The organism is Thaumasiovibrio clandestinus, assembly GCF_047250365.1.
Taxonomy (GTDB): domain Bacteria; phylum Pseudomonadota; class Gammaproteobacteria; order Enterobacterales; family Vibrionaceae; genus Thaumasiovibrio.
Genome location: NZ_JBLBVL010000003.1, coordinates 329,126 through 344,131 on the forward strand (window position 1 = coordinate 329,126; position 15,006 = coordinate 344,131).

17 protein-coding genes are annotated in these 15,006 nt (G+C 44.9%); 14 read left to right on the top strand and 3 right to left on the bottom strand.

Annotation, left to right across the window (positions count from 1 at the left end):
• The first annotated feature begins 57 nt into the window (after positions 1–57).
• Positions 58–1,095, top strand: a complete 1,038-nt coding sequence (locus ACKLNH_RS07085) for a linear amide C-N hydrolase (RefSeq protein ID WP_413111552.1) — start codon at positions 58–60, stop codon at positions 1,093–1,095.
• 86 nt (positions 1,096–1,181) lie between these two features.
• Here ACKLNH_RS07085 and ACKLNH_RS07090 read toward each other — a convergent pair whose 3' ends face one another.
• The 3 genes from ACKLNH_RS07090 to ACKLNH_RS07100 are packed head-to-tail and all read right to left on the bottom strand — an operon-like array spanning position 1,182 to position 3,343.
• Complete coding sequence (locus tag ACKLNH_RS07090) at positions 1,182–1,754, bottom strand: acyloxyacyl hydrolase (protein ID WP_413111553.1); 573 nt, start codon at positions 1,752–1,754, stop codon at positions 1,182–1,184.
• Entirely contained in the window at positions 1,755–2,273 is a 519-nt protein-coding gene (locus ACKLNH_RS07095; RefSeq protein ID WP_413111554.1) for a 4'-phosphopantetheinyl transferase family protein, read from the bottom strand.
• Positions 2,274–2,278: 5 nt separating this feature from the next.
• Positions 2,279–3,343, bottom strand: coding sequence for a class I SAM-dependent methyltransferase (locus ACKLNH_RS07100; RefSeq protein ID WP_413111555.1), 1,065 nt, complete (start codon positions 3,341–3,343; stop codon positions 2,279–2,281).
• A 266-nt stretch (positions 3,344–3,609) separates the two neighbouring features.
• On the opposite strand from ACKLNH_RS07100, the gene ACKLNH_RS07105 reads away from it, so the two are divergent.
• The 13 genes from ACKLNH_RS07105 to ACKLNH_RS07165 are packed head-to-tail and all read left to right on the top strand — an operon-like array spanning position 3,610 to position 14,998.
• Positions 3,610–4,275, top strand: coding sequence for a beta-ketoacyl synthase chain length factor (locus ACKLNH_RS07105; RefSeq protein WP_413111556.1), 666 nt, complete (start codon positions 3,610–3,612; stop codon positions 4,273–4,275).
• Positions 4,275–5,069, top strand: a complete 795-nt coding sequence (locus ACKLNH_RS07110) for a lysophospholipid acyltransferase family protein (RefSeq protein ID WP_413111557.1) — start codon at positions 4,275–4,277, stop codon at positions 5,067–5,069. The genes ACKLNH_RS07105 and ACKLNH_RS07110 overlap by 1 nt, the downstream gene beginning before the upstream one ends.
• Complete coding sequence (locus ACKLNH_RS07115) at positions 5,056–5,319, top strand: phosphopantetheine-binding protein (RefSeq protein ID WP_413111558.1); 264 nt, start codon at positions 5,056–5,058, stop codon at positions 5,317–5,319. The genes ACKLNH_RS07110 and ACKLNH_RS07115 overlap by 14 nt, the downstream gene beginning before the upstream one ends.
• A 14-nt stretch (positions 5,320–5,333) precedes the next feature.
• Positions 5,334–5,591, top strand: coding sequence for an acyl carrier protein (locus ACKLNH_RS07120; RefSeq protein WP_413111559.1), 258 nt, complete (start codon positions 5,334–5,336; stop codon positions 5,589–5,591).
• A gap of 23 nt (positions 5,592–5,614) precedes the next feature.
• Positions 5,615–6,136: a COG4648 family protein gene (locus ACKLNH_RS07125; protein WP_413111560.1), complete on the top strand. Its 522-nt coding sequence runs from the start codon at positions 5,615–5,617 to the stop codon at positions 6,134–6,136.
• Positions 6,133–7,485 carry an AMP-binding protein gene (locus ACKLNH_RS07130; RefSeq protein WP_413111561.1) on the top strand — a complete coding sequence of 451 codons (1,353 nt, stop codon included), beginning with the start codon at positions 6,133–6,135 and terminating at the stop codon, positions 7,483–7,485. The genes ACKLNH_RS07125 and ACKLNH_RS07130 overlap by 4 nt, the downstream gene beginning before the upstream one ends.
• A gap of 1 nt (position 7,486) precedes the next feature.
• Positions 7,487–7,873, top strand: coding sequence for an ApeI family dehydratase (locus tag ACKLNH_RS07135; RefSeq protein ID WP_413111562.1), 387 nt, complete (start codon positions 7,487–7,489; stop codon positions 7,871–7,873).
• Entirely contained in the window at positions 7,873–9,516 is a 1,644-nt protein-coding gene (locus ACKLNH_RS07140) for a glycosyltransferase family 2 protein (RefSeq protein ID WP_413111563.1), read from the top strand. Before ACKLNH_RS07135 ends, ACKLNH_RS07140 begins: the two co-directional genes overlap by 1 nt.
• Positions 9,500–11,044 (top strand): HAL/PAL/TAL family ammonia-lyase, encoded by a 1,545-nt coding sequence (locus tag ACKLNH_RS07145; RefSeq protein WP_413111564.1) that lies wholly within the window; start codon positions 9,500–9,502, stop codon positions 11,042–11,044. The genes ACKLNH_RS07140 and ACKLNH_RS07145 overlap by 17 nt, the downstream gene beginning before the upstream one ends.
• Complete coding sequence (locus ACKLNH_RS07150) at positions 11,041–11,460, top strand: acyl-CoA thioesterase (protein ID WP_413111565.1); 420 nt, start codon at positions 11,041–11,043, stop codon at positions 11,458–11,460. The genes ACKLNH_RS07145 and ACKLNH_RS07150 overlap by 4 nt, the downstream gene beginning before the upstream one ends.
• Positions 11,442–12,128, top strand: a complete 687-nt coding sequence (locus tag ACKLNH_RS07155) for an outer membrane lipoprotein carrier protein LolA (protein WP_413111566.1) — start codon at positions 11,442–11,444, stop codon at positions 12,126–12,128. Before ACKLNH_RS07150 ends, ACKLNH_RS07155 begins: the two co-directional genes overlap by 19 nt.
• The gene (locus ACKLNH_RS07160; RefSeq protein ID WP_413111567.1) at positions 12,052–14,421 is read left to right on the top strand and encodes an MMPL family transporter; all 2,370 of its coding nucleotides are present in this window, start codon (positions 12,052–12,054) and stop codon (positions 14,419–14,421) included. Before ACKLNH_RS07155 ends, ACKLNH_RS07160 begins: the two co-directional genes overlap by 77 nt.
• Positions 14,411–14,998 (top strand): DUF3261 domain-containing protein, encoded by a 588-nt coding sequence (locus ACKLNH_RS07165; RefSeq protein WP_413111568.1) that lies wholly within the window; start codon positions 14,411–14,413, stop codon positions 14,996–14,998. The genes ACKLNH_RS07160 and ACKLNH_RS07165 overlap by 11 nt, the downstream gene beginning before the upstream one ends.
• Positions 14,999–15,006 lie beyond the last annotated feature (8 nt).

Sequence of the window (15,006 nt, forward strand, 5' to 3'; positions counted from 1 at the left end):
GGGTGAGGTGGTTACGGTACAATGCCGCCAGTAATTTATACTCTAAAGGTAATTGTAATGAACAAAAAGGTTCTTTCTGGCGTTATTGCTGGTATTTTCACTATGGGTGTCACAGCAACGGCAGACGCCTGTAGCCGCGTGGTGTGGAACACCGAAGGTCACGGTACATTTGTTACCCGAACAATGGATTGGTCTGAGCAAACTGATCCACATTTGTTAAACCTGCCTGCAGGTTCAGAGTACACGCCTCACTTAGCGCATAGCACAGTGCTAAAAACTAAGTATGACGTAACAGGCCTTACTACTTACGGTCTTATTACTGATGGTATGAATAGCGCAGGTCTAAGCGGTAACGTTTTGTATGATCGTGGTATGCATACCGAAGACAGCGATGTAGATGGTGAGGTGGGAACACTGCACTATCTAACTCACCTATTAGGTCAATTCGCAACAGTAGAAGAAGCGGTTGAATTTGTCTCTGAGTATCCGGCAAAGACTGAGTTCATTCCAGGTGTGCCAATCCGTATCGCTATTCATATTAGCTTGCAAGATGCCACGGGCGACTCAGCGATTATTGAGTTTGCAGAAGAAGGCTCACGTATTTGGCACGGTGCTGAATACAATATCATGACCAACCAGCCAGACTACGATCAGCATCTTGCCAACGTAGAGCGTTCAAAGCGTGGTTGGGGAGAGCAAGAACAACAGTTTTCACAAACAAACCTAGGTACCGGTGGTAACACCAACCCAGAAGATCGTTTCATTCATGCAACGTACTTCTTTGGCCACTTACAAGAGCCAACCAGTATTATCAACGGTATGGTAAAACTGGATTCGACCACGTATAAAATTCCACAAGATGCGCCAAATATGCCAATCAATGGGGTGATGGCAGGTTACGCAACAGAGTACTCGGTTAATTACCATTTACAGTCAGGTGAGACGATGCTTCGTTATCAAATGAATGATGACTACACTCAGCTTCACTACAATGTAAAGGCCATTCAAGAAGCAGGCAAGCCAGTTAATTTCCAACTGATTCAGCCAGGCCTAATTGGTGAAATTACTGACATGGTCATTGAATCGGCGCAGTAATTAGTGCTGCCATAACATCATGGCCCTCCGATGAGGGCCATAAAAGTTAACGTTTGTCTTCATACCATTTCTATATCAAGTACAAGTTACAACTTAATGCCTAACGCCAGGTTGAACGGGACGTCAATGCCATCATTTGGCTGTTTAAGATTCGCGTTGCTGAAGTGGCGGTAAAATAGCCTGAGTTGATAGTGCTGCGCATCGTCAAGATAGACACCAACACCTACCTGAGCTTGCAATGCAAAGTGCATCGCTTGTTCACGAGATCCTATCTGTTTGCTCGTTAACCAGGTTGGGCCTAATGCGCGGACATGAAAATAACTTTTATATCCGTACAGGTGAGTAAATAACTTCAGCTCTGGGTAAAGGCTAAATGCAGTGAGTTTGTCATCGTTTAGATCATTGCTTATATAAGTCAAACTACTTCCTAAACTCAGCATTTGCCGTTCACTGCGGATATGATCGTAGAAAGTAAAATCTACCAAGGCGCTTTTGTTGTGTTCATCACTGCCAGGTTGTGGGCCAAAGCCTGCGCCGACGAAAAGTTCTGAGGCCAAAGTTGTGTTGGCAAAGAGAAGTGTCGTACACAAGGCGAGCGTAATTGACCGGGTGGCAGTTGCGATGGTAGTTACGCGCTTTCGTCGTAGTGCTAATCTCATTTATTCTTCCTTTATACAGGCAGTCATGATGAACCCGTTGGGTTGCAGGTGTGGAAGGGGAACAAAAGAATACAGATGGCAATCGTGTGTGTCAGTTTGTGATAGTGTGCGCTTTGGTTGCCGATATGCTTTCCATAACGCCTCTTTTTGGGTCCAGTAGTGATAGAACTCTTCAGGCGTATTTAAGTGCAAGGGCTCTTTGTCGCAGCGCACTGCTTGCCAAATGCTTTGCCAATCTCTCTGTGGTTTAACTTGTTCGATGTCTACGCCGCAAGGGGATAGTGCAGCAATGCCACATAACCACTGACCACTATGGCTTAGGCTTACGTGAATGTCGTGCGTATCGCAAACAGGGCGTCCGTTAGGTTCGCGAGAAAAAGCGCTAGGGAAGATGATTATCCCCGTTAGTCTTGATGACAATGTCGCTAACAAGCGGTTACCTTGTTGGCGACGTTGGCTAGGTGATAGCGGAGGAAGAGCCATTCGCCCAAACTCTGCGCCTTCCATAGTTGCGAACATGCTGTCTATTTTAGTGAGCACGTGACCAAAGAGTGACCAAGGCCAATATTATCTTCCACGTTGTCAATCTTAAGTCCGGCTTGATCGATCAAAGGAAGGAAATCATCACTCATATAAAAGCGACTGTTACCATTGGCGATAACGGTAAAATAGAGGCTTGTTGCATTTAGTGTATGAGCAGCAGACTCATATGTTTGTCTATCAGGGAATAGCTCAAGAATGTATACGACAGAGTCTGGACGCATTGCCTTTGCAACGCGAGAGAGGATAGTGACAATTTCTTCTGTACCGAAACAGTCAAGGAATTGGCTCATCCAATAGACATCTTGCCCTTCAGGTAAGGTGTTGTCCGTGTCGAGTAAATCACATGGATAGGCAGTGACTCTATCTTTAAATCCTGCTTCTTCCAAATTTTTACTCGCCACAGCAAGTTGTTGTGGTAAATCCACCATGGTGATGTGGGGCTCTGATGTATGTTCGCAACATTTGCGCGTCCATTTTCCAGTATTTGCGCCAATATCACACAAGGTCTTAACTGAGCGACTAAACACTCGCTCTAAAAGCAAAGGAAAACTGCGGTCAGAATAGTAATGATCAAAGGCGAACCAGCTTTGTTTGGCCTGCTCGGGCAGTTGACTAAGCCCTTCATATACCGTTGGCCAATCGCCAAGGCATTTAAGCCCTGCTGGCTGCTGTTTTTCTATTGATTCAGAAAGGTGTGCCATACCCGAATAACAGACATCGGCAACAAAATCCATGTTAGCCCTGGTCATAGGGTCGAACTCGATAAATGCGCCTAATCGGGTGAGGGTATATTTGTTGTCATCGAAAGTGAATAAACCAGACGATAGCCCCATATCAAGAAGAACTTTTATGCCATATGGAGAAATATCTAATTGAGCATTGAGGTCGTCTAAAGATATTGTGCCATCGTTTTCTAAAAATAACGTTAGTATCCCTAAATCACGTAATGACTTGCTGGCGTGGAATGCAATTGGGGCGCAGGCTAGTCGTTGTGCTTGCTCTTTTGCCTCTAAGGCGTTAAGTAAATCCTTTTTATAATGTTCCATCTCTACCACTTGAAAAGCTATGCTGGGGCTTAACGAATAATTCATCAAGCATAGTAATAAAATTAGTTGAGCACTATTACATAAAAGAGAAATGATCAAAAGAGGGAGCGTAAACAAAACTGACTAATCACATTGTTAGACTGTTTTTTTGTCCATCTGTTCGCAATGCTCAAATTTGTGCACTTTTTCTGTTTACCTTGCACTGTGAATTGAATTAATATCACAAGTCGCATTAGGAATGGAATTTTGATTGTTTGATTAGGGATATGAACGTAGATATAGAATTTTATTCTGATGGTGAATGCCAGGATGGTATTGCATCAGTATTTAGGGGTAATAGTCGGTTATCTATCGAAGATAATGATATTCCACGCTCAATATGGCGTAGAAGTAGTGATTTATCTCGTTCTGTGCTGTTGCTTTCTGGTTTGATTAATCAATGCTGTCCTAACTATATTGTTTTTGCATCGCGTTATGGTGAAATTAAGCGAACAACACAATTGTTGGGGACGATTGCTAATGAAGATGAGCTATCTCCAATGCAATTTTCTCAATCTGTATATAGTACAGCACCTGGGCTTTTAACTATTTCTTCTGGCGCTAAAATACCCTTTACTACTATTTCTGCAGGCAGTGATTCACTGCTAATGGCAGTGACAGAAGCGATTTCTCGTTTGAAAACAGATCCGTTGGTAAAGGTGTTAGTCATTTGTGCTGATGAGAGTCTGCCAAAGGTTTACCACGCAAGTGAAGGCACGAGTAATCAAGGGTTAGTTGCGCTGCTTCTTAAGCCAGGAGGCGCCTATTCTGTTGAAATACAAAACGATAGCATAAAAGAGCATGAGAAGTTGAGTTGTCAGAGTCAGCAAGGTAATTTTATCTTGTCTGGTCAGCAGTTCAGTTTGGCTTTTAAGCGAACGGCAGTCTGCTAATGAGTCATTTTTTTCGCCAGCTACGTTATGGAATATCCTTCGCTCTTTTCGGTTGTGGTGGACTTTTTTTATCATATGTTATTTTCCCTACGGTATGGATAATTGTCCGAGATAGTAGAAATAGGGAATATACTTGCCAATATATCATTTCATTTTCATTTGAGATGTTCGTAAAATTTATGGTTGCGCTCGGCGTTATTGATCTGAAGATTGAGAATGGAAATAAGCTGGTTGTTGGTGAGGGGTGTTTAGTTGTCGCTAATCACCCAACATTAATTGATGTTGTTATTATTATCTCTCAATTGCGCCAATGTGATTGTATCGTCAAGGCAGAGTTGTGGCACAACCCGTTCGTTAGACATGTCGTTAAAATGGCAGGTTATATTCCTAATAATAGTGATGACCTTCTGCAGTTATGCCAGAGTAAAATTTCCCAAGGAAGAAAACTGTTAGTATTCCCAGAAGGAACGAGAACAGTTCCAAATGAAAATATTGTCTGTCAACGTGGGGCGGCCCAATTAGCCATTCGTTGTAATGCAAACATTCAGCGTGTGCAGATTAACTGCTATCCATTAACACTAAATAAAGGTGTAGCTTGGTATGATGTTCCTAAAACCAGAGCTTGCTTTGATTTGTGGGTTTGTGATGTTGAATCTGTAGTACCAATTATTGAAAGTTCGAAAACGACGCCGTTGGCGGCGAGAAAGTTAACTAACTATTTTAATGTCGCTTTAAAGCCGATAGTAGAAAATAGGTTTTATGTAGTAAAGGATTATGTAAATGAAAGACCTTGAAAAGCAAATTAAGCAACTGATTATTGACGCGCTAGCCTTAGACGATTTGACGGTAGATGATATTGATACTGATGAAGCTTTGTTTGGCTCTGCCGATGGGCTAAATTTGGACTCAATCGATGCGCTTGAATTGGGCTTAGCGATAAAGAAAACCTTTAATGTTGTGATTAATGGCGATGATCCTGAGACGAAACAGCATTTTTCGTCAGTTCATGCTCTAGCGAACTTTATTCAATCACAATTGGCGTAAATGAGGATCTTTGTATGCAGCAGCATGATATTTTTGCTTTGATAAAAGTCGCGATGGTCGAACTGTTCGAGCTTGACGCTGAAATAATCACATTAGAGGCCCATATCGCCAATGATCTTGACCTTGATAGTATTGATGCGGTTGATTTGATCGTGCATTTACAGCGCCAAACAAACATCAAAATCAAGCCTGAAGAGTTTAAAGCGGTACGCACGGTCGGTGATATCGTTAACGTTGTCGAAAACCTGCTGGAGAGCGCGACAACGGCATGAGGGTAAGTAGGGCAATTTCTAGTGTGCTCGCAGTATGTTATCCATTATTAGTATTTGCTGGTGTCTATTATCAACAGCTGCAATGGGTGGCAGTTTTGCTTGCTGTTGTATTACTAAGCAGATGCATTGTTGTTAAGGCGAGTGCGACAGGAAGTCGTCGGCGGCAACAAGTTTTATGTGGTATCGGTGCACTGTTGGCGTTAATGGCTGCTTGGAGTGGGAATACTTCCCCCATGCTCTATTACCCGGTGATTGTTAACTTAACCCTATTGAGTGTATTTGGCTTATCGCTTAAAACGGATACTCCAGTGATCACCCGTATTGCGTCATTAACCACCGATCTTGATGATGCAGGTAAACGTTATACTCGGCGATTAACTGAATTATGGTGTGTGTTTTTTGTTATTAATGCGGTACTAGCATTGATGACGATACATGTCTCGCTGGAGTGGTGGGCAGTATATAACGGCATCATAAGTTATTGTCTTATTGGTGTATTGCTAACCGTTGAATGGATTTATCGTAAATTGAGACTAGGACAGTGACCCCTTCGCATCTACATCAACTTTTACTCAGTAACGATACCGCGCGTATTGTCGCCTTTTCTGAAAATCACACGCATACCTTGGGTGAGTTGCAACTGGCGGTTGCAGCGACAGTTTCAATATTGCGTTCATATCAACAACAGCGCTTTTTATTGGTGTTTGATGATCCTTGGTATCATCTTATCGCCATGCTGGGCGTTCATCAGGTCGGTGGATGTGCTGTTTTCCCAGCTAATCATAGCCAAGCCGTAGTGAGTGACCTTGCTAAAGACGCGTTAGTTCTGTCTGATTACTTGCGTTCAGAAGATACCTTGGTAATTGATGCTAGTTTGGCTGTCGAGCAACGAGCAACGTTACAGCCTGTTGCCGCAGTGAATTGCTCTATTGAGTTGCAAACATCAGGGTCTACGGGACAACCTAAGCGTATACAAAAATCACTGTATGGGCTGGAGCAAGAAGCACTGGTACTAGAGCAAACATTTCATACGATAAGTACATCGAGGAATGTGTATGCCACCGTGTCTCATAACCATATCTATGGCTTACTGTTTCGTCTTATCTGGCCATTAATGAGTGAGCGTGCATTTGACCGTCGCTTATATCGCCATGCCGATATTCCCACCGCTAATGCAGTTTGGGTTACGAGTCCTGTCTATTGGCAACAGATGAATAATCAAGCGGCTACGAGTGTTTGCGCCCAAATAGAGCAGGTTGACGTTAAATCTCAAGTTCCGGTGGTATTTTGCTCAGGAGGTCCATTGTCTTATGCGTTAGCGCGAACAGCACAAACGCAAGCAGGGGCACTACCTTATGAAGTTTATGGCAGTACAGAAACGGGTGGTATTGCATGGCGACAGCAACAAGACACAACCATTCCGTGGACATTGTTTAGCGGTCTCTCGTATCAAATTGATCATGGACGTATGTTGTTGAGCTCGCCGTTTATTGAACAAACACCAGCCTATCTAACCGATGATCGTGTTGAAGTTGTTACTAAAAACCAGTTTCGTTTACTTGGACGTATCGATCGTATTGTCAAAGTAGCAGAAAAGCGTATCTCACTGACACAATTAGAAAAGCTAACAGAGTCAATGCCGGGTATTTCTCGTTGTGTTGCCTTGATGAGAAAGACACCGAAACGTGATGTCGTTAATTTTGTTGTTGTGGCTGATGATGGATTCATAAACCGATACCCCACAACATTTGCACTTTGGCGAGCCGTCCGCAAGCAGCTTTCTTCGCACGTTGAATCAGTGGCTTTGCCACGCAAAATAGAGGTGGTGGATAGTCTGCCGCAAAATACCCAAGGCAAGATTGATACCGCCAAATTGATGGAGTTATTGGATTAGTATGAAAAACCGTTTACCTGACGTTGTATCGAAAACGGTCGTTACGCCTGCCGACACTTCAGCATCTTTGGCATGGCAGGAGAACCCTCATCCTGATATTACGCTGTCACTGAAATTGGGGGCTGATATTGTCTATTTCGACGGACATTTTGATGATTTTGCACTGTTGCCGGGCGTTGTTCAACTTGACTGGGCGATTCACTATGGGCAAGCGCACTATCAAACCACAATGCAGCTTACTGAGATTAAACAGATAAAGTTTCAGAGGCCGATGTGTCCAGAAGCGCTGGTGTTGCTGCGCTTAAGTTGGAATCGCGCAAAGCGCGAGTTGATCTTTAAATTTAGTGATGAACAGTGGGTTTACTCACAAGGACGGTTGGTAGTTTGATGCGTTATGGATTTTTGGTTCCCTGTTATAACCACGGTCAGTTTCTCTCTGGAGTTATCGATAATTTAACGCGTTACGCCTTACCTATTATTGTCGTTAACGATGGTAGTGATATCGAAACAACCGATCTTATTAACCAACTTCAATCAGCTGGGAAAATAGACGCTCTGCACTTGCCTGATAACCAAGGAAAGGGTAGCGCGGTGATGGCTGGTATACGTTGGATGGGTGGTAACGGATATACACACGCGATACAAGTTGATGCAGATGGTCAGCATGATACTGACGTCATTGTCGAGATGTTAGCGTTAAGTCAACAATCGCCAGAGCAGTTAATTTCTGGCTGTCCTGTTTATGATGAGGCCATTCCAAAATCGCGCCTTTATGGCCGTTATGCCACCCATATTTCTGTGTGGATAGAAACTCTGTCCTTTGAGATACGCGACTCGATGATGGGATTGCGGATTTATCCTATTGCTGCCAGTAATCGTCTATTTGATCGGTGCCAGATTGGCACTCGAATGGATTTTGATATTGAAGTCTTGGTGCGGTTGTATTGGCAAGGTGTCGAGGTGACGTTTGTGCCTGTTGCTGTCGAATATCCAGAGAATGGGGTGAGTCATTTTGCTGTGGTGAAAGATAACATTCGTATTAGCTGGTTACATACAAGACTCATCTGTGGAATGTTACCAAGAATGCCAAAGCTTCTTGCGCGCAAGTTCACGCGCTCAGTTCACTGGTCTCGAAGAGCAGAGAAGGGTAGCGTGTTTGGTATTAAGTTATTGCTAAGCATATACAAACGACTCGGACGACGCGCTTTCGAATGGCTGCTTCATTTCCCTATCTGTTATTACTATTTAACCGCGAGTGATGCACGACGTGCATCAAAGGGTTATTTGCAAGCGATAGAGGCGACGACAGGACATTCGCACCTGTCTAGTTACCAGCATATTTATCAATTTGGTCTTTCAATGCTCGATAAACTCTCGGCATGGGGAGGTGGAATAAGTGATGATAAACTTAATATCCACCATCCAAACGTCGTTGAGTCTGCGCTTGAATCCGGTAAAGGGTGCCTAATTCTTGGTAGCCACCTCGGTGATTTAGAGTTGTGTCGCGCGTTGAGTTGTCGCTATAAGTCGTTAACTATTAATGCATTAGTTTTTACAGAGCACGCTAAAAACTTTAATCAAGTGATGCAACAAGTCAATCCTGATAGTGCGTTGAATTTAATTCAGGTCAATGATATTGGTCCAGAGACCATGATTATGCTCGAACAAAAGTTGGACGCAGGTGAATGGGTCGTGATTGTTGGCGATCGCACTTCAACAACACAAGAATCCCGTGTGCAGTGGACCTCTTTTCTTGATAAACCAGCGCCGTTTCCTATTGGTCCTTTTTTGTTGGCGGGTTTGTTGGAAAAACCGACTTATACCTTATTTGGATTTTCTGACCAAGAAGAGATTGCCGTCTATTTTGAACCATTGGTTCAACAGCCTCTGCAACGGAAAACGCGCGAGCAAGATTTGGCGGTGAATATCTCGGCATACGCTAATCGACTGGAAGGCTACGCCAAACAGTACCCCTTACATTGGTTTAATTTTTACGATTTTTGGAAGCTTCACAATGACAAAACAGCATAACGTGCTTTTCGGTGATGGACCGATCACGATTGAAGATATCAATCAACTAGCCACCCGAGCAGCGGGAGCTTCACTAAGTAGCGATGAAAACTTTATTAGCCAGATAGAAAAGTCTGTGACTTTTTTAGATCGCCTTTGGAAAGAAGATGGCGAAATTTACGGTGTGACAACCGGTTATGGCGATAGCTGCACGGTGCGTGTGCCCAAAGAGATGGTGGAAACCTTACCTGTTCAGCTGACACGTTTTCATGGCTGTGGGTTAGGGGCTTATTTTAGTGACGAAGAGACACGTGCCATTATTGCCGCTCGCCTTGCTTCTCTTTGCCGTTTGAAGTCAGGCGTTTCTGCCGAGTTATTGCATGGGCTAGCAAACCTGCTAAAGCATGACATATTGCCACAGATTCCAGAAGAAGGGTCGGTGGGCGCATCAGGTGATTTAACCCCGCTGTCTTATGTTGCAGCCGCATTGATCGGTGAGCGTCAAGTTCGTTATAAAGGTGAGTTGATTGAGGCCAACATTGCTCATCAGCAAGCGGGGACCTATCCAATAGCATTGCGCCCTAAAGAGGGGTTAGCGTTAATGAATGGCACGGCCGTTATGACGGCGATTGCTTGCCTTAACTGGTCTAAGGCTGATTATCTTGCGCAGTTGGCGACACGTGTTACTGGGATGGTAACGTTGGCAATGTCTGGTAACCCGTTCCATTTTGATGAAGCGTTGCATGCGGTCAAGCCTCATCCAGGGCAATTAAAGTGTGCACAGCGATTACGTGGTGATTTGCAGGCAACTTTGCCACCACGAAACTCTGAACGCTTACAGGATCGTTATTCATTGCGTTGTGCTCCGCATGTAATTGGTGTTTTAGAAGATACCTTGCTTTGGACTAGGCAGATGATCGAAATTGAGCTTAATTCTGCTAACGATAACCCGATCATCGATGGTGAGAACGAGCGTGTGTTACATGGCGGTCACTTTTATGGTGGTCACATTGCGATGGCGATGGATAGCCTGAAAACAGCGGTCGCCAATGTTGCTGATCTGCTGGATCGCCAGTTGGCACAGCTTTGTGACTATAAGTTTAACAACGGCTTACCGTACAACCTTACTGGCGCAGGCGAGCAACAGAAACCGCTTAACCACGGTTTTAAAGCGGTACAAATTGGCGTGTCTGCTTGGACTGCAGAAGCGCTAAAACAGACTATGCCCGCATCTGTCTTCTCGCGTTCAACGGAAAGTCATAACCAGGATAAGGTCAGTATGGGGACCATTGCCGCGCGAGATTGCCGCCGAGTCATAGAGTTGACCGAGCAAGTGACCGCAGCTTGCCTTATCGCGGCGACGCAGGGAATTGAATTACGTGAACAGCAAGGCGAGATAACGCGCTCAACCCTGAGCTCTGCGATTCAGCAGACAATCAGAGACGTTCGTGAAGTTTCACCGTTCTTAGAACAAGATCGCCCATTAGAGATGGAACTGCGTGCATGTTTAACGGCGTTTTCTGAGCAGTCGTTTGAGGTATACCCATGACCGTTAAAGCTAATGCGTTTGTGACCGTTGCTTTTCAAGATTGTGACCCGATGCAGGTGGTTTGGCATGGAAATTATTACTGTTATCTAGAAGAAGCACGTCGGGCCTTGTTAGATAAGCTGGATTTCTCTTATCTAGAAATGCAGCGCCAAGGTTATGCATTCCCGGTGGTGGATACGCGTATGAAGTTCGTATCGCCCGCATTTCATGCTGATCGTTTAGAAGTTATCGCAGAGCTAGAAGAGTGGGAAAATAGGCTGAAGATCGGTTTTAAAATATTTAACCATACCACAGGCAAAGTATCGATAAAGGCATATACCACGCACTGTGCCGTGGGCTTGAGTGATAGTCAGATGCTTTATGCGTCGCCACAATGTCTATTAGATAAGGTAGATAAATGTTTAAGCGTTTGTTAGTTCTGATTTTTATAAGTAGTAGTTTGCCGCTATTGGCCGCATTAGAGCATGGTGAAGCTAACGCAATGTTGGCTGATCCTGCTTTATCTGACATTGAAGCGCTACTGCAACAAAGAAATGAAAATTCAGGACAGTTTCAACAGCGCAAGACGTTACCAGGGCTTAATCAGCCGCTTCTTTCTTCAGGCGAGTACCTGATTGATCAACAGCGCGGTATGGTATGGCAACAACAGCGCCCTTTTACTGATACGTTAGTGATCCGCGCTGGAAAACTCTTCCATTATCAGCAAGGTGAGTATTCACTTAGTGATGCACCTGAGGCGTACGCTTCGATGGTGACGATGCTTTTAGACGGCTTACTGGCTGGTCAAGTTGTTGCCTTATCTTCGCAAGGTGTGCTGGATGCGCAAATAGAACAGCAGCATTGGCGTGTTGAGTTGATACCGAGTGTCTCGCCACTTAATCAGTTATTTGCGCAGATACACATTGTCGGTAACAAGGGCTGTGTAACACAGATTGATTTGCTTGAGCAGCAAGGTGGCGAAACTCGAATTAGCCTGAGTTGTAACAATAATAGCAGTGATTTAGGCAATGAAAGTCGCAGTGAAACATTGCGCGTTTTACTCGATGGTGCCGCCGCTTTGTCGACTGAGGTTGATGATGGGTAATACCATGTTGGGTATTATTTCACGACGTCGTACTGTTGCCCCTTGGTTGTGGGTCGGGACGCTGTTATTGGCGTTCATATTTACGCTATTGCGCTTGTCGTCCGGCCCGGCCTTTCAGACCGATCTACTCGGCATGTTTCCTGCCGAATCCCAATCTCGTGGTCTTGATGTCGCACTGAATCATGTTGGCGGAGTCTTTGAACGCGAACTGGTATTGGTGGTTGAAGGTGATGTTGAAAGTGATGTTATTTCGGCCGCGAAACGGTTAGCTTCGGGCTTCGATACCCATCAGGTTGTGACTGTCGTTGATACCAATCGCTATCAACAAATGATCGCTAAGCTGTATGAATACCGTCATCAACTGCTATCTGATGCGGATGCTCAGTTAATCCTTGATGGGCAGAGTGAGCAGCTTAACGAACGTGCTATTCGCGCGCTCTATTCATTGTCGGGTGCGCCTGATTTAGTCGGTGATCCTTGGTTAACGTTTCGTCAATATCTCTACTCGTTGATCAGTGAACAGCGCTTTATCGCTCAAGATGGACTTTTGCTAAGCAAGCAGGCAGGACAGTATCAAGTACTGTTGCAGTTGCAAATTTCCTTGTCGCCTTATGATACCGAAGCTAAAGCGTTAGTAGCGGCCATTGATACTGAAATAGCGACAGTCGAAGCCAACCATAACGTCATCGTATGGAAAAACGGCGCGGCGTTTTATGCGACTGAAGCGACGGCTCAAGCGATCTGGGAGATGTCCGTGATTGGTGGCGGGGCACTAACCATGATTGTGGTGGTGGTGGTGTGGTTATTTAGACGACCAAAACCGTTATTGCTCGCGTTGGTCTCAATCGGTAGTGGCGTGATGTTGGGGGTCGCAAGCACATTACTGATCTTCCAGCAGGTGCACCTGTTTGCATTGGTTATGGGCAGTACACTGATTGGTATCTCGTTTGACTATGCGTTTCATTTTCTGAGTGCATATGCTTGTCAGCGTGAAAATGGCAAACCGATAACTTTGATTCGTAGGCTTCGCCCTGCGCTACTGATGGGACTGTGTAGCTCTTTACTTGCTTACAGCAGCCTCTATTTTGCTGCGCTACCTGTGTTGGCGCAAATGGCGACGTTTTCCATCTTTGGTTTAACAGGGGCGCTATTAACAGTATTACTCTTGTTCCCTGTGATGGTGTTACCAATGCCACATCCTGTTGGCGCACTGATGGCCGATCGAGTCAGTAACGCAGTAGATACCTATGTTAAACGCGTAAACCTGCACGTTTTGCTTGTTCTGTTGTCATTGGTTGTTATCGCAGGGGGAATAAATTACCACTGTGACGACAACGTACGCATTCTTCAGTCTCCAGATTCGACACTTCAGTATCATGAGCAGAAAATTCAACAACTGACGGGCACTCGTCAATCCAACGACTGGATCATCACCTTTGGTCCCAATGTTGAAACCGTTTTAGAGCGAGAAGAGTTGCTTCGTCAACAGCTTGATCGCGCCATCGACGCGGGAGAGTTAGATGGATATCTCGCGGTGAGTCGTTACACCCCCTCATTGGCTCGTCAGCACTATTTTTATGCGTTACACGAAAAGCTCACAGAGCAGCAAGCTATGCAGCTTTCTCAAACGGTTGGATTGAATACCCCCCCCATGTTACTGCCGTTTCAGCAAGAGCTACGCCAATCACTGAGTGGCTACATACCCACCTTGATTGGCACAACAGCAGACGGTGAAATGTTCAGCCTGTTAATGCTTCAAGCCTATCACGGCGATGTAAAAGCCCTACAACTGCCGCCGCACAGCGAGGTAGTGAATTATGTCGATGGCATCAGTGACATGCTCATGTATTACCGAATTCAAGTCAGTCAGTTGTTTGTGATTGCAAGCTTGGTTGTGGCGGCGTTTTGCTGTTGGCGTTTTGGTTTTCGGTCTGGACTACGAGTGGTGGCTGCGCCGCTATGCGCTGCGATTGTGTCGTTGTCTGTGCCAGCGGCTTTAGGGTTGCCGATTACGTTATTTCATTGGTTAAGCCTGTTTTTGGTGTTAGGCATAGGCCTTGATTACAGTGTGTTCTTTCAATGCCACGGTCGTCAACCTGCGACGGTTTTGGCGGTATTGGTGGCGGGAATAAGTACCTTGTTATCTTTTGGCCTAATGAGTGTGTCGACCAATTATGCTATCGCCAGTTTTGGCTTGTCTTTGGCTGTGGGCGTGCTTTCCGCTTGGTTACTAGCACCTTTAATGGTTGAACAAAATAGGGCTGTGATTCGAGGAAGTTGTGATGAGAATTAGTCGGATATGTCGTTACGTTCAGCTTTTACGGATAGTGATTTCTAGCATGTTGTTAATTGGGTGTTCGACCTCTTCAACCGTTCATCAGACAAGGCCATCTCACTCATTACCAACGCCTGCCAGTTTAGGGTATGCATTGAATGCGCAACAATTGATGACCGTCGATGTTGGGGATAAGGCACAACGAATTGTGATGGCATTGGAGGTTGATCAACAGCAACTGGTGCTAGCCGGTTTTTCTAGTTTTGGTTTACCGCTATTTCAAATCAGTTGGGATGGTATCACGTTAAATAATACGCTCCATATTGAAGGCATTGATGGGCTGCCCGATGCCAAGCAGGTTTTGCTGGATATCATGTTAGTGCTTTGGCCAAGAGAATCTTTGCAAACTTGGCTAAACGATACCGCTACCACTATGACTGAAAATAAAGCGGCCCGTCAGATAGAGCGTAACGGAGAGGTCATGCTAGAGATTCGTTATCGTCATCATACCGATGTGGATGGTGTCATCGATGTCTATCGACCTGAGGTAGAGATGGGTTATCAATTAACAACAATTTTTTGGGAGAAGTCATAGTGGGAGAG